Annotated in this window: 16 protein-coding genes; 5 read left to right on the top strand and 11 right to left on the bottom strand. The window is 70.7% G+C overall.

Annotated elements, in window-relative coordinates; all coding sequences use genetic code 11:
* Positions 1-14: 14 nt before the first annotated feature.
* Complete coding sequence (locus tag BT98_RS23890; protein ID WP_019459425.1) at positions 15-1,583, bottom strand: amidohydrolase; 1,569 nt, start codon at positions 1,581-1,583, stop codon at positions 15-17.
* Between the two features lie 238 nt (positions 1,584-1,821).
* On the opposite strand from BT98_RS23890, the gene BT98_RS0109475 reads away from it, so the two are divergent.
* Positions 1,822-3,837 (top strand): hypothetical protein, encoded by a 2,016-nt coding sequence (locus BT98_RS0109475; RefSeq protein ID WP_147292442.1) that lies wholly within the window; start codon positions 1,822-1,824, stop codon positions 3,835-3,837.
* 74 nt (positions 3,838-3,911) lie between these two features.
* Here BT98_RS0109475 and BT98_RS0109480 read toward each other — a convergent pair whose 3' ends face one another.
* The gene (locus BT98_RS0109480) at positions 3,912-4,400 is read right to left on the bottom strand and encodes a DUF1269 domain-containing protein (RefSeq protein ID WP_019459427.1); all 489 of its coding nucleotides are present in this window, start codon (positions 4,398-4,400) and stop codon (positions 3,912-3,914) included.
* A gap of 213 nt (positions 4,401-4,613) precedes the next feature.
* A complete protein-coding gene (locus BT98_RS0109485) occupies positions 4,614-5,918 on the bottom strand; it encodes an MFS transporter (protein WP_019459428.1) in 1,305 nt (434 codons plus the stop codon).
* A 236-nt stretch (positions 5,919-6,154) separates the two neighbouring features.
* Between BT98_RS0109485 and BT98_RS0109490 the strand changes: the two genes are divergently transcribed.
* Complete coding sequence (locus BT98_RS0109490) at positions 6,155-6,826, top strand: LysE family translocator (protein ID WP_099782053.1); 672 nt, start codon at positions 6,155-6,157, stop codon at positions 6,824-6,826.
* Between the two features lie 63 nt (positions 6,827-6,889).
* Here the strand turns inward: BT98_RS0109490 and BT98_RS0109495 are convergent, their stop codons facing one another.
* Together BT98_RS0109495 and BT98_RS0109500 are read right to left on the bottom strand one after the other, a co-directional pair.
* On the bottom strand, positions 6,890-8,362 hold the full coding sequence (locus BT98_RS0109495) for a SulP family inorganic anion transporter (protein WP_019459430.1): 1,473 nt from the start codon (positions 8,360-8,362) through the stop codon (positions 6,890-6,892).
* A 414-nt stretch (positions 8,363-8,776) separates the two neighbouring features.
* Complete coding sequence (locus BT98_RS0109500; RefSeq protein WP_019459431.1) at positions 8,777-10,576, bottom strand: aminopeptidase P family protein; 1,800 nt, start codon at positions 10,574-10,576, stop codon at positions 8,777-8,779.
* A 193-nt stretch (positions 10,577-10,769) separates the two neighbouring features.
* Between BT98_RS0109500 and BT98_RS23895 the strand changes: the two genes are divergently transcribed.
* The gene (locus tag BT98_RS23895; protein ID WP_019459432.1) at positions 10,770-11,120 is read left to right on the top strand and encodes a DUF1127 domain-containing protein; all 351 of its coding nucleotides are present in this window, start codon (positions 10,770-10,772) and stop codon (positions 11,118-11,120) included.
* A gap of 203 nt (positions 11,121-11,323) precedes the next feature.
* Here BT98_RS23895 and BT98_RS0109510 read toward each other — a convergent pair whose 3' ends face one another.
* From BT98_RS0109510 to metF, 5 genes are all read right to left on the bottom strand, one after another.
* Positions 11,324-12,265, bottom strand: a complete 942-nt coding sequence (locus tag BT98_RS0109510) for a 50S ribosomal protein L11 methyltransferase (protein WP_019459433.1) — start codon at positions 12,263-12,265, stop codon at positions 11,324-11,326.
* The gene (locus BT98_RS0109515) at positions 12,265-14,529 is read right to left on the bottom strand and encodes an ATP-dependent helicase (protein WP_019459434.1); all 2,265 of its coding nucleotides are present in this window, start codon (positions 14,527-14,529) and stop codon (positions 12,265-12,267) included. Before BT98_RS0109515 ends, BT98_RS0109510 begins: the two co-directional genes overlap by 1 nt.
* A complete protein-coding gene (locus BT98_RS0109520; protein WP_019459435.1) occupies positions 14,526-15,023 on the bottom strand; it encodes a pentapeptide repeat-containing protein in 498 nt (165 codons plus the stop codon). Before BT98_RS0109520 ends, BT98_RS0109515 begins: the two co-directional genes overlap by 4 nt.
* A gap of 68 nt (positions 15,024-15,091) precedes the next feature.
* Positions 15,092-16,069, bottom strand: coding sequence for a phosphoribosylaminoimidazolesuccinocarboxamide synthase (locus BT98_RS0109525; protein ID WP_019459436.1), 978 nt, complete (start codon positions 16,067-16,069; stop codon positions 15,092-15,094).
* 345 nt (positions 16,070-16,414) lie between these two features.
* Positions 16,415-17,488 (bottom strand): methylenetetrahydrofolate reductase [NAD(P)H], encoded by a 1,074-nt coding sequence (gene metF, locus BT98_RS0109530; RefSeq protein WP_019459437.1) that lies wholly within the window; start codon positions 17,486-17,488, stop codon positions 16,415-16,417.
* 192 nt (positions 17,489-17,680) lie between these two features.
* On the opposite strand from metF, the gene BT98_RS23900 reads away from it, so the two are divergent.
* Both BT98_RS23900 and BT98_RS0109540 read left to right on the top strand, forming a co-directional pair.
* A complete protein-coding gene (locus BT98_RS23900) occupies positions 17,681-18,538 on the top strand; it encodes an MlaA family lipoprotein (RefSeq protein ID WP_019459438.1) in 858 nt (285 codons plus the stop codon).
* 301 nt (positions 18,539-18,839) lie between these two features.
* Complete coding sequence (locus BT98_RS0109540; protein WP_019459439.1) at positions 18,840-19,469, top strand: MlaC/ttg2D family ABC transporter substrate-binding protein; 630 nt, start codon at positions 18,840-18,842, stop codon at positions 19,467-19,469.
* Positions 19,470-19,569: 100 nt separating this feature from the next.
* On the opposite strand, the gene BT98_RS0109545 is transcribed toward BT98_RS0109540, so the two are convergent.
* Positions 19,570-19,785: a hypothetical protein gene (locus BT98_RS0109545; RefSeq protein ID WP_019459440.1), complete on the bottom strand. Its 216-nt coding sequence runs from the start codon at positions 19,783-19,785 to the stop codon at positions 19,570-19,572.
* Positions 19,786-19,792: the final 7 nt, after the last annotated feature.

Consider the following 19,792-nt stretch of genomic DNA (forward strand, 5'->3'; position numbering starts at 1 on the left):
CGATGCGGCGCCCCCTACCGGGCGCCCAGCTCGTAGAACTCGTCGGTCAGCTCCCCGGTGCCGTTGCGCAGCAGCAGGCGCGGCGGGATGCCCTCCGGGCGCTTCTTGCCTTCCGGCAGCGGCGAGACATAGGGCCCGCCGCCCCGGCGCTTGCGGAAATCGGCCTTCACCTGGTCCCGCAGCCCGGCATCGGTCATCAGGTCAAAGCCGACCCCGGCCATGACGATGGCCGAGTTGATCGCCCCCTTGTCGCCGATCGAGGTGCCGCCGCAGGCCGTGACCGGCCAGGTGTGCAGCCCCACGCCCACCGGCATGGTCGCCCAGGCGAAGAGGCCGGTCGGGGCGTTGTAGCTGACATCGCCGACATCCGTGGAACCGCCCGTCTGCATCTCCGGCAGGAGGGGCAGGAGATTGGTCGCGAGCCCGGCTTCCGGCAGCCTCGACTCGCGCTGGCAGGCGCGGGCGAAATCCTGCTCCGCCGGGGTCCATTCAATGGGCACGGCCGAGAGGTGCTGGTGGATGCGGCGGACCAGCACCTCGTTCGGCAACAGATCGTGCAGGCCGAAGGGCTGCTCGATCTCCACCTCGGTCTGCGTCGCCCTGGCCGCGCCCTCGGCCACCTCGCGGACCCAGCCGGTCACCTCCCCGACCTGCTTCCGGTTTGTGTCGCGGATCACGATGGCGACCGCGGCCCGGTCCGGCACGACGTTCGCCGCCTCGCCCCCATCGGTATAGACGTAATGCAGCCGGGTGGTGGGGCGCAGGTGCTCCCGCATGAACTGGACGCCGATCCCGAACATCTCGGCCCCCTTCAGCGCGCTGCGCCCTTCCCAGGGATCGACCCCGGCATGGGCGCTGCGGCCCCGGAAGCGAACGCGCAGCAGGTTCATCGCGGCGGTCCGCAGCAGGCCCGTGCCGGTCATCGGCGCCGGATGCCAGGCGAGGCAGGCATCCAGGTCGTCGAACAGCCCGTCGCGCGCCATGTAGACCTTGGCGCCTTCGGTCTCCTCCGCCGCGCAGCCATAGACGCGGATCGTCCCCGGATGGCCGCCCTCCATCATCATCCTGCGCAGCGCCATGGCCGCGCCGGTGCAGCCCGCGCCGAGCATGTTGTGCCCGCAGCCATGCCCGACCTCGGCGCCCTTCGGCCCGGGCACCGGGCGGGGCTCGGCCGCGTTGCCCAGCCCCGGCAGCGCGTCGTATTCCGGCAGGAAGCCGAGCTTCGGGCCACCCTGGCCCTGGCTCCATTCCGCGACGAAGGCCGTCGGAATCCCCGAGGTACCCTGGCTGGCGATGGTGAAGCCGGCGGCACGCAACTCCCGCAGGTGGATCCCCGAGGAGACCTCCTCGTGCAGCGACAGTTCGGGATTCGCCCAGACCTCGCGCGAAATGCGGAGGATGGCGTCGCGGCAGGCCTCCACCGCCCCGCGCGCCGCCGGCGCCGAGGCCGGAGGGGCCGCCTTCACCGCCTCCTGCGCGAAGGCCGATCGCATGTCGGCCAGTGGCCAGGAGACAGCCGTCGCGAGTGATCCGAGGATGATGGAGCGGCGGGGCACGGGGCCGGGGCCCGGATGCTGTCGCATATCGGTCTCCTTCCAGGAAGGCGGTGACGAAACTGCTAGATGGACCCCGCTCCGGGTGCAACAACCGGGCTGCCGGGAGGCTTCGCGCATGAGCCGTTCCGGCGAACCGGGTCTCCGCCTCCTTCCCGCCACCCTGCCGGACAGCTATCCGCCCAGTGCATGGACCGACACAAACCTGCTGTGCGTCCAGTCGGTTTCCTGTAAATGAGCGGCATTCTCATTTAAAAGGCGTTGCCCCTTGTCCGGCCTCACCACGCCGAGCCGCTGGCCAATGGCGCGCTCCCCGAATTCCCGCACGGCACATGAGCTGGTGCCGGCCCCCGGCAGGGAGCCGCTGCCGCGCGACCGGAAAGCCCCCCATCCCCCCGGCACAGGAACCGGCACCCGCTTCCTGACGCCGTCCCTGGCACGCCACCTGCCGGACCTCGTCCTCCTCGCTTTCGTCGCGATCCAGCTCCTGCCCTTCCTGTCCGCCTTCCATCAGACCGCCGACGACAATTTCTGGCAGTACGTCACCCTGACCGAGCTCGACTCGCCCTGGGAGCTGACCACGCGGCTCACTCGCATCGCGGAGGACCAGGGGCGCGTCGGCATGTATCCCGCCATGCCGCTGGTGCTGCTGGGAACCATGCTGCCGGAATTCGCCTGGGGCCGGTTGCTGGTCGTCCTCTGTTTCGGCCTGACGTTGCTTTGCTTCTGCCACCTCTTCGCCCGGCGCTTCCGGCTGCCGCTGACGCGCGCCGCGCTGCTGCTGACGGTTTGCACCCTGCCGATGGCGGCGCATCACCTGCCGCCCAATGCCTATCCGCTGATGCTCACCCTGCCGCTTCTGGCGCTGCTGGCGATCCATCTCCGGCTGGCCCGCGTCGCGCAGCTCTCCGCACCGGCCGCCCTGGCCGCCGGGCTGGGCCTCTTCGCCGCGACCATGCTGCTGGAATACGCACTGTTGGAAGGGCTGGGGCTGGCCCTGCTGGCGCTGATCGCGTCCCGGGCGCGCCGGAGCCGGGAGATGTGGATACAGGGGGCAGCGCTGCTGGCCTCGGCGGCCGTCCATTTCGGCTACCGCATGGTCTTCCCGAGCCACTATCCGGGCACGATCGCGGAGGCCCTGCCACTGGCTGACATCCTCCGCCTGCAATTCCTGCATACCGTCAACGGCACCGTCTTTCCGCACCTCACCATACCCTTCCCGGCGCCGGAGGATATCGCCCCCGCCATCCTGCTGCTTGCCATGGAGGCCTGGCTGGCGGCGCGGCTGCTGCCGGCCCTGACCGCGCGGCTGGACACCGGGCTGGCCGTACGGGTCCTGCTCGCCTGCCTCGCCTGGGCCTGGCTCAACACGCTGGCCCATGCCTTCACCCAGAAGTACCAGTCATGGTGCCGGAACGGCGACTGCACCTATGTCGACTCCCGCCTTTCCGCGCTGAGCCTGGGCATCGCCGCGGCCATCGGCCTCGCCCTGCTGCTCCGCGGCGCGGCGCGGCACGGCTCCGTCCGGGCCCGGCGGGCGGTGCTGACCTGCGCGCTGGGGCTGGGCCTGCTCGGCAGTGCCACCTTCCTGCACAACCGCGCCTCCGCCCGGCTCATGGCGGAAAAGGAGGGCGCCTTCGACCTCCTCCGCGAGAGCGCCTGCCAGGTGCCGGACCGGATGGGGCACGATCCGCTGGTGCTGCAGGCGCTGTCGCGCACCGTCCTCTGGCCGACCGATCCCGGTGGCGCCAGCAGCAGCACCTATCTCACGACCTACCGGGACGCGCTGCCCCGGCTGGGTCTCGCCTGCCAGCCCCTGTCCTTCCGGCCCACGCCGCGGCGGGCCGAGTTCCTCGGCTGGTCCCCCCGCGAGCGCGGAGGGCGCTGGTCCCTGGCCGGGTCTGCGGTGCTGCGCCTGCCGGTCAGGCCGGACACGCGCGGCGCGATCCTGACGCTCTCTGCCTATGTCCCGCCCGGCGGTGCGCCGCAGCGCGTGACCATCCGCGATGCCGGGGGCCGGGCCTGCCGGATGTCCCTGGAGTTCACCAGGGCGCAGCGTGTCTTCCTGCCCTGGCGCGATGCGGCCCCCGGCTCGATGGTGACGCTGCTGCTGGAAACCCCGGATGCCACCAGCCCCCGGCAGGCCGGGGCAAGCGAGGACAGCCGTGTGCTGGGGGTCTTCCTGTCCGGCGTGAAGCCTGTCCCCGCCGCGCCGGAAGGTGGCAAGGGCGGGAATGGCACGGACGCGGCCCTCGACCTGGGCCGCTGCATGGACGGAGGCTGACCGGCTTCGCGGCGGCAAGGCGGGCCGGTGCCACATGGCCCCGGCCCCATGCTCCGGATGATAAGGCGGCCGGTTCAGCCCGCCGCCTTCAGCCCTTCGCGCAGCTTGTTCTCCTGCTCCGCCGTCAGGTTGGTGCGCAGCACCGTCCCGCCGAACTCGGACATGGCAGGCAGGACCTTGTCCGCCGTCACCTTGCGTACCAGCACGCAAAGCGCCGCGCCCCCGGGCGGCAGCGCCTGGGTGGCGTCCTTCAGGAAGTTGTCTTCGATGCCGACATCGGTGAAGTAGCCGCTCAGCGCCCCCGCCCCGGCGCCGACGGCGGTGCCCAGCAGCGGGTTCAGGAAGAGCAGGCCGATCAGCGTGCCCCAGAGCGCGCCGGAGGCCGTGCCTGCCAGGGTGGTGTTCACCAGCTGGTTCAGCTTCACGTTCCCGTCCGGCTGGCGGACGGCGACCACGGCGTCCCCGATCTCGACCAGGTACTCCTTCTGCAGGCTCAGCAGCTTCTGACGCGCGGCCTCGGCCGTCTGCTCGTCCGGATAGGCGATGATCACCAGATCCGCCATGTCCTTGCTCCTCCATCTCCGATGGGCGATCCCGCGCCGGAGGCTCCGGCAGGGCTCCGGCCATAGAAGGCGACAGGAGCCCGGGCGTTGCAATCCCGGTCGCGCCGGCACCCCGATCACGATGGGAGGGCGGACAGGCCAAGGGCGGAACCCATGGGTCCCGCCCCTTCCCTTATCCGCCATGCCGCAGGGGCCGCCCGTGGCGGCCGGGGATCACTCCGCCGCGACGGGCGGGGCATAGACGGCGGCGCGGCGCATGCCGTTGGCCACCACGGCGATCAGGCCGATCACCACGACCAGGGCGACGTAATGCGCCGGCCCCATCGCGTTGAAACCCGCCAGCGTGCCCACCGCCATCGGCGTCAGCCCACCGAAGACCGCATAGGCCACGTTGTAGGAGAAGGACACGCCGGTGAAGCGCACCTCCCCGGGAAAGGCCCGCACCATCACATAGGGCACCACGTTGATGATCCCCACCGTGGCCCCGGCCACCGCGTAGAGCGGCACCAGGTTGTCCGGGTTCGCCGCCGTGCCGACATAGAGGGCATAGGTCGCGGCGATCAGCAGCACCGTGCCCACCAGCGTCACCATGACGGTGTTGAAACGGTCCAGCAGCACGCCCACCAGCACGGCGCAGATCGTCAGGGTCAGCGTCGCGAGGCTGCTGCCGATCAGCGTCGTGGTCGCGGGGATGCCGTGCAGGCGCTGCATCAGCGAGGGCGTCAGAAGGATCACCACCACGATGGCCGCGGTCAGCATCCAGGTCACCGCCATGGAGACCGCCACCGAGGCGCCATGGCCGCGCAGCACCTGCTTCAGCGGCATCTCCCGCACCACCGCCTTGCGGGCGCGCATCGCCTCGAAGACCGGCGTCTCGTGCAGCCAGCGGCGCAGGTACATGGCGATCAGGCCGAAGATCCCGCCCACCACGAAGGGCAGGCGCCAGGCCCAGTCCAGGATCTCGGCCTGGGTGTAGGCAAGGTTGATCGCCGTGGCCATCAGCGAGCCCAGCAGGATGCCGCCGGTCAGCCCCCCGGTCAGCAGCCCGCAGGCCAGGCCCACGCGGTTGGCCGGGACGTGTTCCGCCACGAAGACCCAGGCGCCCGGCGCCTCGCCCCCGATCGCGGCGCCCTGGAAGACGCGCATCACCAGCAGCAGCACGGGCGCGGCATAGCCGATCGAGGCATAGGTCGGCATCAGGCCGATCAGCAGCGTCGGCACCGCCATCATCAGGATGGACAGCGTGAACATGCGCTTGCGGCCGGTCTTGTCGCCGAAATGGGCCATGATGATCCCGCCCAGCGGGCGCGCCAGATAGCCGGCGGCGAAGATGCCGTAGGTCTGCAGGTCCCCCAGCCATTTCGGCATGTCGGCCGGAAAGAACAGGTTGCTGATCGTGACCGCGAAGAAGACGTAGATGATGAAGTCGTAGAACTCGAGAGCGCCGCCGAGCGAGGCAAGGGCGAGGGTCTTGGCGTCCTGGCGTGTCAGGCTTCGGTCTATTGCGTTCTCGGTCATCACACGGGTCCATGGATCGGGCGCCCGCACCCGGCGACGGAAGACGTTTCCTTTCGCGGGCGCGGCAAGCCACGCAATATTGCATCGCGGCAGACATGCCACCAATGCCGCTCCCTCCACTCGGCCCTGTCCCCAGGGCGGGGCTCGCCTTGAGGCGGGGCAGCAGCGGCGCTGATGCCGGGGATCAGGATTATGCGCTGGACCGGCGTTGCCGCCCGGCGCAGAAGGCGGTCGCCATGCCACTCGATCCCGCCCTGCTCGCCGCCTACCTGCTGGCCTGTCTGGTCCTGGTGCTGACCCCGGGGCCGGACATGATGTTCGTGCTGGGCCAGACACTGTCCGGCGGGCCGCAGCGCGGCTGGGCGGCGGTGCTGGGCATCGTCTGCGGCGCCTTCTGCCATATCGTCGCCGCCGCGCTGGGTGTGGCGGCCATCCTGGCGGCGGAGCCCATGCTCTTCGCCCTGCTGCGCCTCGCCGGCGCTGCCTATCTGGTCTGGCTCGGCCTCGGGGCGCTGCGGGCCGCCTGGCGCGGCGAGGCCGGCATCGCTCCCGCCACCCCCTCCACCGGAACCCCGCCCCACCTCCAGGGCACACGCCTCCAGGGGCAGGGCCGCATCGTGCTCCAGGGCATGCTGACCAACCTGCTCAACCCCAAGGTCGCGCTGTTCTTTCTGGCCTTCCTGCCGCAGTTCGTGGCACCCGGCCTCGCCCCGGCCTGGCTCCAGATGCTGCTGCTCGGCCCGCTCCTGCCCCTTCTGGCAGTGCCGCTCTTCGCCGTGCTGATCGCCGGTGCCGGCCGGGCCGTCAGCCGCCTGAACCGCTCCGCCCGCGCCACGCGCTGGCTGAACGGCCTCGCCGGCACGATCTTCCTGGGCCTGGGCCTGCGCCTGCTGCTCGATCGGCGGTAGGGCGGCGCGCGGCTCCTCAGCCAGGCACCGGGGAGGCGGAACGCCGCCTGCCCCTGTCGGACCCTACATCTCCGCCGGACTGAACCGCCCGTGCCGTTCCACCATCCCGGCACTGGCCTCGTTCAGCCCGACCACCTCCACGCGCAGCCCGTGGCGGCGCATCTTGTTCACCACGCCCTCCAGCGCGCCGACGGCGGTGATGTCCCACAGGTGCGCCCCGGTCAGGTCGATCACCACCTGCCGCGCCACCGCGTCGCGCAGGTCGAAGGCATCGGCGAACATCTCGGCGGAGGCGAAGAAGACCTGTCCCTTCACCCGGTAGGTCCGGGTCCGGCCGGCCTCGTCATAGGCTTTCTCCACCTGCATCAGCCGCATGACTTTGAAGGCGAAGAAGACGCCGCTCAGCAGCACGCCGACGAAGACGCCCATCGCCAGGTTGTGCGTCACCACCACCACCGCGACGGTGGCCAGCATCACCAGGCTGGACAGGCGCGGATGCGCCGCGAGGTCGCGCAGCGAGGACCAGGAGAAGGTGCTGACCGAGACCATGATCATGATGGCCACCAGCGCCGCCACCGGCACCTGCGCCACCCAGGGCCGCAGCAGCACCATCAGCACCAGAAGGAAGGCCCCCGCCACGAAGGTGGAAAGCCGCCCCCGCCCGCCATAGCGCAGGTTGCCCACGGTCTGCCCGATCATGCCGCAGCCGGCGATGCCGCCAAAGGCCCCGACGGCGATGTTGGCGATGCCGAGCCCGGTGCATTCGGCGCGCTTGGAGCTGTTGGTTTCGGTCCAGTCGTCCACCACCCCGGCGGTCATCATGGATTCCAGCAGCCCGACCATCGCCATGGCCAGCGCATAGGGGAAGACGATCCGCAGCGTTTCCAGGTTCAGCGGCACCTGCGGCCAGACCAGGGACGGCAGGGAATCCGGCAGCCGCCCCAGATCCGCCACGGTGCGCAACGGCATGTCCATGCCCATGGAGACGACCGTCAGCACCAGGATGCAGATCAGCGGCGAGGGGATCGCCTCGGTGACGCGCGGCACGAGGTAGATGATGGCCAGCCCCAGCGCGATCATCGCATAGGTATGCCAGGTCACATCCATCATCTGCGGCAGTTGCGCCGAGAAGATCAGGATGGCCAGCGCGTTCACGAAGCCCGTCCGCACCGAGCGCGAGACGAAGCGCATCAGCACGTCGAGCTTCAGCAGGCCGAAGACCACCTGGATCGCCCCGCAAAGCAGCGTGGCGGCCAGCAGGTATTGCAGCCCGTGCGAGGAGACCAGCGCGGCGGCCACCAGCGCCACGGACCCGGCGGCGCCGGAGATCATCGCCGGCCGGCCGCCGGCAAAGGCGATCACGATGCCGATCACGAAGGAGGCGAAGAGCCCCACTTCCGGATCGACCCCCGCGACGAAGGAGAAGGCGATCACCTCCGGGATCAGGGCGAAGGTCCCGACCATGCCGGCCAGGATTTCGCGGTGGAGGCTGCCGCCGGTCCATTCGGCCCGGTAGCGCGCGAGGTCGAAGCTCATCGAGGAAAACTCATCAGGGGAAACGGTCCCGGTTTTCTGGGCCGTGCCGCGAAGCGGGATGCGGAGGACGGCCGCGAACCATCCGCGCCCGGGAATCCATGCCCCGGAAGCCTAGGTTCCGGGAGCCGGATGGCCCGCCACCCTCCAACCGTCGCTCGCAACAGGCGAACATGGGCCGCCGCATCTGCTGCGGCGGTTCGAGACATGCCGGCGTTGCGGGCGCGGACTACATGGGGCTGGTGATCCCTGTGGCATACCGACTGGCACGAGCATGAAGCGTGCCGGGGCCGGAGGCCCGATTTTGCGGCGCGGCAGGGGTAGACCCTGCCGCCCGCCGGCGCAACCTGCCCCCACCCTTTCCCCCGTCCCCCGAGGCTTCGCCGGAGGCGGCCTCCGGCGGAACCGCGACGGCCCTCAGAGGGGCGCGCAGGCGGCACGTAGCCAGGCGGCCGCCTCGGGCGCCACCTCCGCCAGCGCGGGAGCGACCTCCGACGCGACGCGGGCCTGATAGACATCCACCCATTCCCGCTCCGCCGGCGTCAGCAGCCCGGGCTGGATCAGCCGCCGCTCGTAGGGAGCCAGGGTCAACGTCTCGAAACCCAGCCAGGGCCGCCCCGAGAGCCCCTGCCCCGCCGAGCGCACCAGCAGCAGGTTCTCGATGCGGATGCCATAGGCCCCGGGCAGGTAGAAGCCCGGCTCGTCGGACAGGATCATCCCCTCCTCGATCGGCACCGGCTTCGCCGCCCGCGAGAAGGCGACCGGCCCCTCATGCACCGAAAGGAAGGAGCCCACGCCATGGCCCGTGCCATGGTCGTAGTCCATCCCGGCATCCCAGAGCGGCCGGCGCGCGATGGCGTCGAGATGCGGCCCCGCCACCCCCTTGGGGAAGCTCAGCGTGGCCAGGGCGATATGGCCGCGCAGCACCCGCGTGTAGCGTTCCCGCAGCTCCGCCGGCGCCTCCCCCGGCCCAGTCCAGAGCGTGCGCGTCACATCCGTGGTGCCGTCCAGGAACTGCGCGCCGCTGTCGATCAGGTAGCACTCGTCCCGCCCGATCGCCCGGTCCGTCTCCGCCGTGACCCGGTAATGCACGATCGCCCCGTTGGGCCCGGCGCCCGAGATGGCGGGAAAGGATTCCGCCCGGAACAGCGGCAGCGCCCGGCGGAACTCCAGCAGCTTCTCCGCCGCCGTGATCTCGCTCTGCCCGCCTTGCGGCGCCGCCCCGGCGAACCAGTGGAGGAAACGCGCCAGCGCCACCGCGTCCCGCGCATGCGCCGTCCGCGCGCCTGCCTGCTCCACCGCGTTCTTGCGCGCCCGGGGCAAGCGTACCGGATCCTCGCCCGCCACCACGGTCGCTCCGGCCTCGCGCAGCCGCATGGCGAACCAGGCCGGCGTCAGGTCGGGATCGACCCGCACCCGCCGTCCCGCCAGTGCGCGCAGCGCCTCCGGCCATTCCTCCGGCGCGCGCAGCGCCACGGCATTGCCCAGATGCGCGCGCAGCGCCTCGTCCACCTTCGCCGGGGCGATGAACAGGTCCACCGTCCCATCGGCCCGCAGCAGGCCCTGCGACAGCGCCAGCGGCGTGTTCTCCAGGTCGCCGCCCCGGATGTTCAGCAGCCAGGCGGTGCTGTGCGCATCGGCCAGCACCGCCGCGTCCTCGCCCGCCGTGCGCAGCGCCGCGGCGGCTGCCTCGCGCTTTTCCTCCGCACCCTGCCCGGCCTGTTCCGCCGCCTGCGGCACGGCGCGGGCCAGTGGCGGCGCGGGGCGGTCGGCCCAGGCGGCATCCAGCGGGTTGCCGTCCAGCGGCACCAGCTCGGCGCCGGAGGCCGCCAGCTTCTCCACCGCCGATTCCGGCATCAGCCGCGGGTCGTAGCCGATGCGCCGTCCCTTCGCATGTTCGCGCAGCCAGTCCGCCGCCGGTTCCTCGGTGATATGCCGCCGCTCCCAGAGCGCCGGATCGGTCTGCGCCGCCGCCTGGGTGGTGTAGCGGCCGTCGGTGAAGACCGCCGCCCGTTCCGGCAGCACGATGGCCAGCCCGGCACTGCCCGTGAAGCCGGTCAGCCAGGCCAGCCGCTCCGCCGAACCCGGCACGTATTCGCCCAGATACTCGTCCGAGCGCGGCACCACGAAGCCCTCGACCCCGGCAGCCGCCAGGTTCCGGCGCAGCGCCTCAAGCCGCTCCCCGGGTGACGACGCGGGCGGCACGACGGCGCTCACGGTTGCGCGACCTTCGTAAACGACATGTTTTACTCCTATTTCATGCTTCCGGCGCATATCTAAACAGCCAGATCGGCACGAGCAAAAGCGGCGGGCAGACCTATTTTGCACTGCATAACGCGCGGCGCGGCAAAGCGAGTCGAAGACAGAACGACCGGAAGCCACGAACCGCGCCGCGAAAGGAACGCTAGTCATGAATACCCGGATCAACCAGACCGAAGCCGCCCTGATGATGCCGATGCCCGCCAACGCCCAGGCCGAGCGCATCCAGGCCCTGCGTCAGCAGGCCCTGCAGCAGAGCGACAGCGGGATCGGCCGCTGGTTCCGCAGCCTGACGCTCCGCCTCTCCGAGGGCCTGCAGCGCCGCCGCGCCATGGCCGAGCTGCAGGAGCTGACGGATCGCGAGCTGGCCGATATCGGCCTTGTCCGCTCCGACATCCCGCACCTGTTCGACCGCATGGCGCAGCAGGAGCAGAAGGTGGCGACCCAGGCCCCCGTGTCGCGCCCGGCCAACGACTTCAACCGCAAGCGCGCCGCGGCCTGAAGCGGCGCCGCAGGGCCAGCCCTGCGGTAAAGACATAGAACTTTACCAGTCACGGCAAAAGGGACGGTTCTCCGTCCCTTTTTTCGTGCCCGCAGCCCGGTGGCGGAAAAATTTCGCCTTCCATGCTGCGGTGCAAAAATACCGGCTGGAAAGGCCCCGAGGCCCAGCCGCAGGGGGGATGTGCCGCCTTCCCGCCCTGCCCTTCAGCGCCTGCGCAGGACCAGGGTGGACCAGGCCCCGAGGTCGATCCGCCGCTCCAGCACCAGCCCGCAGCGGCGATGCGCCGCCAGCACCATCCGCACCTGGGTGCCGAGCAGCCCGGCCAGGATCGCCGTGCCCCCTGGCGCCAGATGCGTGGCGAGGTCGCGCGCCATGGCGCAGAGCGGCCGCGCCAGGATGTTGGCGAAGACGAGGTCATAGTGCCCGTTGCGCACCACCGGGTCGCGCCAGCCATCCGCCAGCTCCGCCCGGAACAGCCCGCGCAGCCCGTTCATCACCCCGTTCTCGGCTGCCACCCGCACCGACCAGGGCTCGATATCCGTGGCAAGGACCTTCCGGTGCAGCAGCTTCGCCGCCGCCATGCCCAGGATGCCCGAGCCCGTGCCCAGGTCCAGGATTCGGCGCGGGCGGCGGTGGGCCACGGCCTCGAAGGCCAGCAGGCAGCCGCGCGTGGATTCGTGCTCGCCCGAGCCGAAGGCTAGGCCGGCATCGAGCCGCAACACCAGCCGGTCCCATTGCCGCGGGTTGGGCAGGTGCGTTGGTCGGATGGTGAAGCGCCGCCCCAGCGCCTGCTCCGGAAAGGCTTCCACGGTGCGGGCCAGCCAGCCCTCCGCCTCGGTCGGGTGCCGCTCCGGCGCCCCGGCATCGAAGCCCGAGACCGCCACCGCCAGGGCCAGCGCCGCGCTCAGCGCCGCCTCGTCGCCGTTCTGCTCCCAGACGCCTTCCAGCCGCCAGGTCTCCTCCAGCGGCGGCTCGCGGAAATAGCCGACGGTGCGGCAGAGGCTTTCCAGCGCCGCCTCGTAATAGGGCACCGCCTCGTCCGGGATGCCGGTCAGCACCAGCGTCTCCAGCGGGATGGCCCAGCGCGTGTTGCCCTGGGTCGGCCAATGCCCCGGCTTCTGCTGGATGGCGGTCTCGCTGCTCATCAGGCGCGCTCCACGAAACGGTCCAGCACACGCTTGCTGCCGGTCTTCTCGAAATCCACGTCCAGGCGGTCATCCTCCACCCGGGTCACGCGTCCGTAGCCGAATTTCTGGTGGAAGACGCGGGTTCCGACGGTCATGGCATCCTTGCGCGCCGGACGCGCCTGCACCTCCCAGGCCCCCTTCTCGGAGAGTTTGGCCTCCATGATCCGCGGCCGCCCGGCGCTGATCGGGCCGTGCGCGAAAACGCTCGGCGCCGTCGCCATGCGCTGCCGCTGCATAGCCGAGGAGCCCTCGACCTCCACCGCCTCGCGCGGCAGCTCGTCCAGGAAGCGCGACGGGATGGCGGCCGACCAGTTGGCATAGATCCGCCGGTTCGCCGCGTGGCTGATCACCGCGAGCTTCCGCGCCCGGGTGATGCCGACATAGGCGAGGCGCCGCTCCTCCTCCAGACCCTTGGTGCCGCCCTCGTCCAGCGCGCGCTGGTGCGGGAAGAGCCCCTCCTCCCAGCCCGGCAGGAAGACGAGGTCGAACTCCAGCCCCTTGGCCGCGTGCAGCGTCATCAGCGAGACCTTGGCCTCCGAGGCGTTCTCGTCGTTCTCGGTCACCAGCGCCACATGGTCGAGAAAGCCTGCGAGGCTCTCGAACTCGCCGATCGCGCGCAGCAGCTCCTTCAGGTTCTCCAGCCGGCCCGGCGCCTCGGCCGACTTGTCCTGCTTCCACATCTCCGTATAGCCGCTCTCGTCGAGCATGGTGGCCACCGTCACCACATGCCCCTCGCGCGCCAGCATTTCGCGCCATCGCGCGAAGCCGTCGAACAGCTCGCGCAGCGCCGCGCGCGGCTTGGGGCGGAAGGCATCGGTGCGCGCCAGCTGCTCCGCCGCCACGGCGAGCGGGATGCCCTGCTCGCGCGCCGCCACATGCATGTGTTGCAGCCCGCTGTCGCCCACGCCCCGGCGCGGCGTGTTGACGATGCGCTCGAAGGCCAGGTCGTCGCTCGGCTGGTGCAGGATGCGCATATAGGCCATGGCGTCGCGCACCTCGGCCCGCTCGTAGAACTTCAGCCCGCCCACGACGCGATAGGGCACGCCGAGCACGATCAGCCGCTCCTCGAAGGCCCGCGTCTGGAAGCCGGCGCGCACGAGGATCGCCATCTCGCCCGCGCTGATCCCGTCGCGCTGTGCCTGCTCGATGCGCTCGCCGACCATGCGGGCCTCCTCCTCGGAATCCCAGAGCGAGACGATGCGGACCTTCTCGCCCTCCGCATCATTGCGCCCCGGCCGCAGCGTCTTGCCCAGCCGTCCCTCGTTCTTCGCGATCAGCCCGGCGGCGGCGGCCAGGATCGGCCGCGTGGAGCGGTAGTTGCTCTCCAGCCGCACGATCCTCGCGCCGGGGAAGTCCTTCTCGAAGCGCAGGATGTTCTCCACCTCCGCGCCTCTCCACGAGTAGATCGACTGGTCGTCGTCGCCCACGCAGCAGATGTTCCGGTGCCCCTGCGCCAGCAGCCGCAGCCAGAGGTACTGCACCGTGTTGGTGTCCTGGTACTCGTCCACCAGGATGTAGCGGAAGCTGCGGTGGTACTGCGCCAGCACCTCGGGCTGGGTTCGCAGGATCTCCGTCATGTGCAGCAGCAGGTCGCCGAAATCGACCGTGTTCAGGTCCCGCAGCCGCGACTGGTAGGCCTCGTAGAGCTGCCGCGCGCGGCCATTGGCGAAGTCGCTGTCCTCCGCCGGCGTCACCCGCTCCGGCGTCAGGCCGCGGTCCTTCCAGCGCTGGATCACCGCCATCAGCCCCTGGGCCGGCCAGCGCTTCTGGTCGATGCCGCCCGCCGCCTCCATCACCTGTTTCAGCAGGCGGAGCTGGTCGTCCGTGTCCAGGATGGTGAAGGAGGAGGTCAGGCGGACATATTCCGCGTGCCGCCGCAGCATCCGGGCGCAGAGCGCATGGAAGGTGCCGAGCCAGAGCCCCTCCGCCGGTCGGCCCAGGATATGGGAGACACGCTCCCGCATCTCCCGCGCCGCCTTGTTGGTGAAGGTCACGGCCAGGACCTGGTTCGGGAAGGCCTTTCGCGTCATCAGGATATGGGCGAAGCGCGTGGTCAGCACCCGCGTCTTGCCCGTCCCCGCCCCGGCCAGCACCAGCAGCGGCCCGTCCACCGTCTCCACCGCCGCCCGCTGCTCCGGGTTCAGCTTGCCGAGGTAGTTGGGCTCCGGCAGGTCCCGCAGCCCGCCCCCCGTGGCCGGCATCGCGTCGCGGCTGTCGCTCATTGGCAGCGTCCCCTCGATCCGGCGCCGCAGATTCGCTCGCCATCGGTCCAGCGTGCCCCGTCCAGGACGGCGGAAGACAGGTCCGCCCCGTCCAGCACCGCGCCCGTCAGGTCCGCGCCGCTCAGATCGGCCCGGAAGAGCCGCGCGCCCCGCAGGTCTGCCCCGGCCAGCTTCGCCCCGTCCAGCATCGCCCGCGTGAAGTCGGCCCGGCGCAGGTTGGACCCGCTCAGGTCCGCCTGGCTCAGCAGGGCGGAGACGAAGCGGGCCTGCTGTCCGTCGATCCCCCGCAGCACCGCCCCGACCATGTTGGCGCGGGAGAAGCTGGCATCGCGCAGCACCGCCCCCGCCAGATCGGCATCCGGCAGGTCCCGCCCGTCCAGCAGGCAGCGCCGCCAGTCTACCCCGGGGGCGGGCAGGTCGTTGCAGGCGGCGCGGGCGGGTGCCGCGACGGCCAGGAGGAACAGGGCGAGGAGGATCGGAAGGGCGGGGCGCACGCCACAGGATATAGAACGCCAGGGGAACGCGGTCGAGGAAGCCCCGCGCCGCCGCCTCCTGGTCCGCCCTATTTCGGGAAATACCCCGCCAGGTTCCGCCGCACCCGCGCCAGCACGTCCTCCCCCACGGGCGGGAGCTGGAAGCGCTGGCCGGTGATCATCTCGAAGGCCCGGACATAGACGGCGGCGGTCTCCAGGATCACCTCCTGCGGGATCTCCGGGATCGCGTCCTTGTAGGGGTCGCAGCGCGCCACCACCCAGTTGCGCACGAAATCCTTGTCGAAGCTCTCCGGCTTCCCGCCCCGGCCGAACAGCGTCCGGTAGGAGCCGAGCAGCCAGTAGCGGCTGCTGTCCGGCGTATGGATCTCGTCGGCCAGCACGATGTTGCCGTCCGTGTCTGTGCCGAACTCGTATTTCGTGTCCGCCAGGATCAGCCCGCGTTCCCGCGCCAGCTCCTGCCCGCGGGCGAAGAGCTTCAGCGCATACTCGCTCAGCGTCTCCCACTGGCTCTTCGACAGCAGCCCGCGCTCCAGGATCTCCTCCGCCGTCAGCGGCTCGTCATGCCCGCCGTCGAAGGCCTTGCTGGTGGGCGTGATGATCGGCTCGGGCAGCTTCTGGTTGTCGCGCAGTCCGTCGGGCAGCACATGCCCGTACATCCGCCGCTGGCCCTTCTTGTAGAGCGTCAGGATCGAGGTGCCCGTCGTGCCGGCGAGATAGCCGCGCACCACCACCTCCACCGGCAGGATGGACAGCTTACGCCCCACCACCACGTTCGGATCGGGGTATTCGACGACATGGTTCGGGCAGATGTCGCGCGTCGCCTCGAACCAGTACCGCGCCGTCTGCGTCAGCACCTGCCCCTTCAGGGGAATGGCCGCCAGGATACGGTCGAAGGCACTGATCCGGTCGGTCGCGATGATGATGCGCTTCCCGTCCGGCAGGTCGTAATTGTCCCGCACCTTGCCGCGATAGTGGTTCGGCAGTTCCGGAATGGTCGCGTCGCGAAGGGTCTGCTGCGCGTGCGCGGCGAGTTCTGAGAGATCCATGCCTGGTCTCGTCCCCGGAGAGAGGGCCCCCAGCCGGTGCCGTCCCGCCAGGATGGCGCCGGCGGCGGGGGAAGTGATGTGCGGCTATGCCCCGGCGCCGGGCAGGAGGGCAATGCCCGTCATCACCGGCACCATCCGCCTTGCCTCGTGCCCCGCCCGGCCCATGGGTCAGCCCAGGGGAAGGCCGCCCCCGCGATCATGGCAGGATCGCCCCCGCCCGGCCCGCCGGACAGGACGGATTTCGCCGCATGTGGCGCCCAGGAGGATGGTTCGCCCCGCGGAGCAGGCCAGGCGCGCCCGGCTCAGGAGGCCGCTTCGGGCACCCTGTCCAGGGCCGCCCCGTTTTCAGGCACCCGCCTGGCCCGCCTGCCGGCTGGCCGCCTCGGCCTTGCCTTCCTCCTCCACGCCGGATTCGCTCGCCGGATCGGCGGGGCGGGACGGGCGCACACCCAGGATATGGGCGATGGCATAGGTCAGGTCGGGCCGGTTCAGCGTGTAGAAATGGAACTCGTCCACGCCATTGGCCTGCAACAGCCGCACCTGCTCCGCCGCCACCACGGCGGCCACCATGCGGCGGGTCTCGGCGTCGTCGTCCAACCCCTCGAACAGCGCCGCCATCCAGTCCGGCACCGAGGCGCCGATCCGGGCGGAGAAGTTCCGCATCTGGTTGAAGTTCGAGACGGGCATGATGCCCGGCACGATCGGCACGGAGATGCCCGCCGCCAGCGCCCTGTCGATGAAGCGCAGGAAGGTCTCGGTGTCGAAGAAGTACTGGGTGATCGCCCGGGTCGCCCCCGCGTCGATCTTGCGCTTCAGGTTGTCGAGGTCGGCCTCGGCGGAACGTGCCGAGGGATGCGTTTCCGGATAGGCCGCCACCGAGATCTCGAAGGGCGCGACCCGCCGCAGCCCCTCCACCAGATCCGCCGCATAGGCATAGCCCTGCGGATGCGGCACGTAGTCCGGGGCCCCGGCCGGCGGGTCGCCGCGCAGGGCCACGATGTGCCGCACTCCGGCATCCCAGTATTGCCGTGCCACGTCGTCCACCTCGCCGCAGGAGGCCCCGACGCAGGTCAGGTGCGCCGCGGGCGTCAGCGCGGTCTCGCGCACGAGTCGCGACACGGTGGCGTGGGTGCGCGCCTGGGTGGTGCCGCCCGCGCCATAGGTGACGGAGACGAAGCGGGGCGCCAGTGGCTCCAGCCGCCGGATGCAGGACCAGAGCTGGTTCTCCAGCGCCTCCGTGCGCGGCGGAAAGAACTCGAAGGACAAGGCCGGAGCCGGCAGGGCGGCCGGGGCCGGCAACGCGCCGAAGCGTGGCCCGGTCAGCCAGCGGCCCAACGGGTTGGCGCCCGGATGGATGCCGGGATCATGGCCTGGGCTGGCACCGGAAGCGCCGGCACCGGGGGTCGCGACATGGTTCATGCGCCTCCTCATAGCCTGTCCGTTCCCGGGTGGCACCGTCTCCTTTTTGGTTCCACCCGTTTTTCGGCGGGACATCGCCGGCCGGACCCGCCATCCTGTCGCGATATCTTGTCCGGGCCGCAGTTCGTCCTTTCGCCGTCCCGGTGGTAAGGCGAATCATCAATGATGTCTCATCGGAGCCTGTCCGAAACAATGCGTTCCTTCCGCCTTCTGGCCATTACGCTGGTGCTGGGCATGAGCGCCTGCGCCACGCGCCCCGATCCGTCCGACCCGGAGGCGGTCGCCGAATTCCAGCAAACCAACGACCCGATCGAGCCGTTCAACCGCGCCATGTTCGACGTGCACCAGGGCATCGACAAATACGCCCTGCGCCCCGCCGCCCTGGGCTACCGCGCCGTGCTGCCGCAGCCGGTGCGCGACGGCGTCCACAACGCCATCGGCAACCTGAAGGCGCCGGTCATCTTCATCAACGACGTGATCCAGGGCGAGGTCGGCCGCGCCCGCGACACGCTGACCCGCTTCATGCTGAACAGCACGGTCGGGCTGGGCGGCCTCTTCGATGTCGCCGCCAGCATGGGCCTGCCCGCGCATGACGCCGATTTCGGCATCACTGCCGGCAAGGCCGGGGTCGGCGAGGGCCCCTACCTCTTCATTCCGCTGCTCGGTCCCTCCAATCCGCGCGACCTGACCGGCTATGGCGCCGGCATCGCCGCCAACCCCTTCACCTATCTCACCTTCGGCAGCGACGGCCTGAACTACGCCTATGACTACGGCGTGCCGGTGCTGGGCGGGCTCGACACCCGTGAAAGGCTGATCGACACCATCGACGCGATCAACCGGACCAGCCTCGACCCCTACGCCACCTACCGCTCCGGCTACCGCCAGCAGCGCAACGCGCAGATCGCCAGCACCGGCGCCGCCCCTGCCCCGGGCCCCGCCAACCCGACCGCCGCCAGCACGGGCATCGGCGTCGGCACCCGCATCCCCGGCGCCGCGCCGAGCCTGGACAGGCGGCAGCCGGCGCCGCCTTCCCGCCTGCCCACGAACTGAGGCCGGAACTCCCGGCGAAGCACCAGGGGCCGGAGCTCATCGGGCCACCTCTTCCCTCTCCGGGGCCTCCCCCGGAGGCCCCCTCTGGAAGAACGCGCCGAGGGATGGCAAACCCGTGACCCGATAGCCGCTTTACCCAGGAATCCGGGCAGGCGGCCCGGACCGCGTCAACCTGAGGGTTGGCCGGCCCGGACCGCACGGCCGTCCGGGACACCGGCGCCGGCAACCCCGGGGACCAGCCCCTGGCCTGGACCCCCCCTCCGGCCGACAGAGAATTGCGGAAGACGATATGACAAGCCCCATGACCCGACGCCCGCTGCTCCTGGCCGCCCTGGCCCTGCCCGCCGCGCTGGCCCTCCGCCACCCGGCCCTGGCCCAGACCGTGGACCCGGGCCGCGCCACCGCCTTCATCCAGAGCACCGGGCAGGAGCTGGTGGCGGCGATCAACGCCAACACCCCAGTGGCACAGCGCCGCCAGCAGGTAGCTGGCGTCCTGCGTCGCTCCGTGGACATCCAGGGCGTCGGCCGCTTCATCCTGGGCCGCTGGTGGCGCCAGGCCAGCCCGGCCGAGCAACAGGAATACATGCGCCTCTTCGAGGAGACGCTGATCCGCAACCTGTCCGCCCGTTTCGGCGAGTATCAGGGCGTCCGCTTCTCGCTGGGCCGCGCGCAGCAGCGCACCGAGGACGACGTGCTGGTGAACACCATTATCGAACGCCCCAGCACCGCGCCCTTCACCCTCGACTGGCGGGTCAGCGATGTCGGCGGGCAGCCGAAGATCGTGGACGTCATCGCGGAAGGGGCCTCCCTGCGCCTGACGCAGCGGTCCGAGTACTCCTCGGTCATCAGCCGCAACGGCGGTCGCGTCGCCGCCCTGCTGGATGCCATGAAGCAGCAGATCGCCCAGCTCCAGGCCCAGGAAGGGCGCTGAGGCAGGCCGACTTCCGGCCGGGGAAGGCCATGGCCCTCCCCGGCCGCGTCAGATTTTGTCGGAAAGGCTCAATCTTCCGGCTTCCGGGTGGAAGTCCGGTTCAGCGGATCGTGCCTGTCCCTGGCCCGCCGCGCGCCTGGGAGCCGCTGCTGCTGTCGTCACGCGGCGTGGCGCCCGGCATTGCCTGCGTCGTCGGGTTGAAGTTGTTGTTCAGGCTGTCCCGCGGGGATCGGTCGGCCTGCGGCATCGGGCGGTCGGGGCCGCTACAGGCGGCGAGCGAAATCAGGCAACCCGCGATCACCAAAGGCTTGTACATCCTCGTC

Source organism: Roseomonas mucosa ATCC BAA-692 (assembly GCF_000622225.1).
Classification (GTDB): Bacteria; Pseudomonadota; Alphaproteobacteria; order Acetobacterales; family Acetobacteraceae; genus Roseomonas; species Roseomonas mucosa.

Bases quoted from the DNA above. Each gene is read 5' to 3' on its own strand.
- BT98_RS23890 (WP_019459425.1), bottom strand. From the start codon at position 1,583: ATGCGACAGCATCCGGGCCCCGGCCCCGTGCCCCGCCGCTCCATCATC.
- BT98_RS0109480 (WP_019459427.1), bottom strand. From the start codon at position 4,400: ATGGCGGATCTGGTGATCATCGCCTATCCGGACGAGCAGACGGCCGAG.
- BT98_RS0109485 (WP_019459428.1), bottom strand. From the start codon at position 5,918: ATGACCGAGAACGCAATAGACCGAAGCCTGACACGCCAGGACGCCAAG.
- BT98_RS0109490 (WP_099782053.1), top strand. From the start codon at position 6,155: ATGCCACTCGATCCCGCCCTGCTCGCCGCCTACCTGCTGGCCTGTCTG.
- BT98_RS0109495 (WP_019459430.1), bottom strand. From the start codon at position 8,362: ATGAGCTTCGACCTCGCGCGCTACCGGGCCGAATGGACCGGCGGCAGC.
- BT98_RS23895 (WP_019459432.1), top strand. From the start codon at position 10,770: ATGAATACCCGGATCAACCAGACCGAAGCCGCCCTGATGATGCCGATG.
- BT98_RS0109510 (WP_019459433.1), bottom strand. From the start codon at position 12,265: ATGAGCAGCGAGACCGCCATCCAGCAGAAGCCGGGGCATTGGCCGACC.
- BT98_RS0109515 (WP_019459434.1), bottom strand. From the start codon at position 14,529: ATGAGCGACAGCCGCGACGCGATGCCGGCCACGGGGGGCGGGCTGCGG.
- BT98_RS0109525 (WP_019459436.1), bottom strand. From the start codon at position 16,069: ATGGATCTCTCAGAACTCGCCGCGCACGCGCAGCAGACCCTTCGCGAC.
- metF (WP_019459437.1), bottom strand. From the start codon at position 17,488: ATGAACCATGTCGCGACCCCCGGTGCCGGCGCTTCCGGTGCCAGCCCA.
- BT98_RS23900 (WP_019459438.1), top strand. From the start codon at position 17,681: ATGCGTTCCTTCCGCCTTCTGGCCATTACGCTGGTGCTGGGCATGAGC.
- BT98_RS0109540 (WP_019459439.1), top strand. From the start codon at position 18,840: ATGACCCGACGCCCGCTGCTCCTGGCCGCCCTGGCCCTGCCCGCCGCG.
- BT98_RS0109545 (WP_019459440.1), bottom strand. From the start codon at position 19,785: ATGTACAAGCCTTTGGTGATCGCGGGTTGCCTGATTTCGCTCGCCGCC.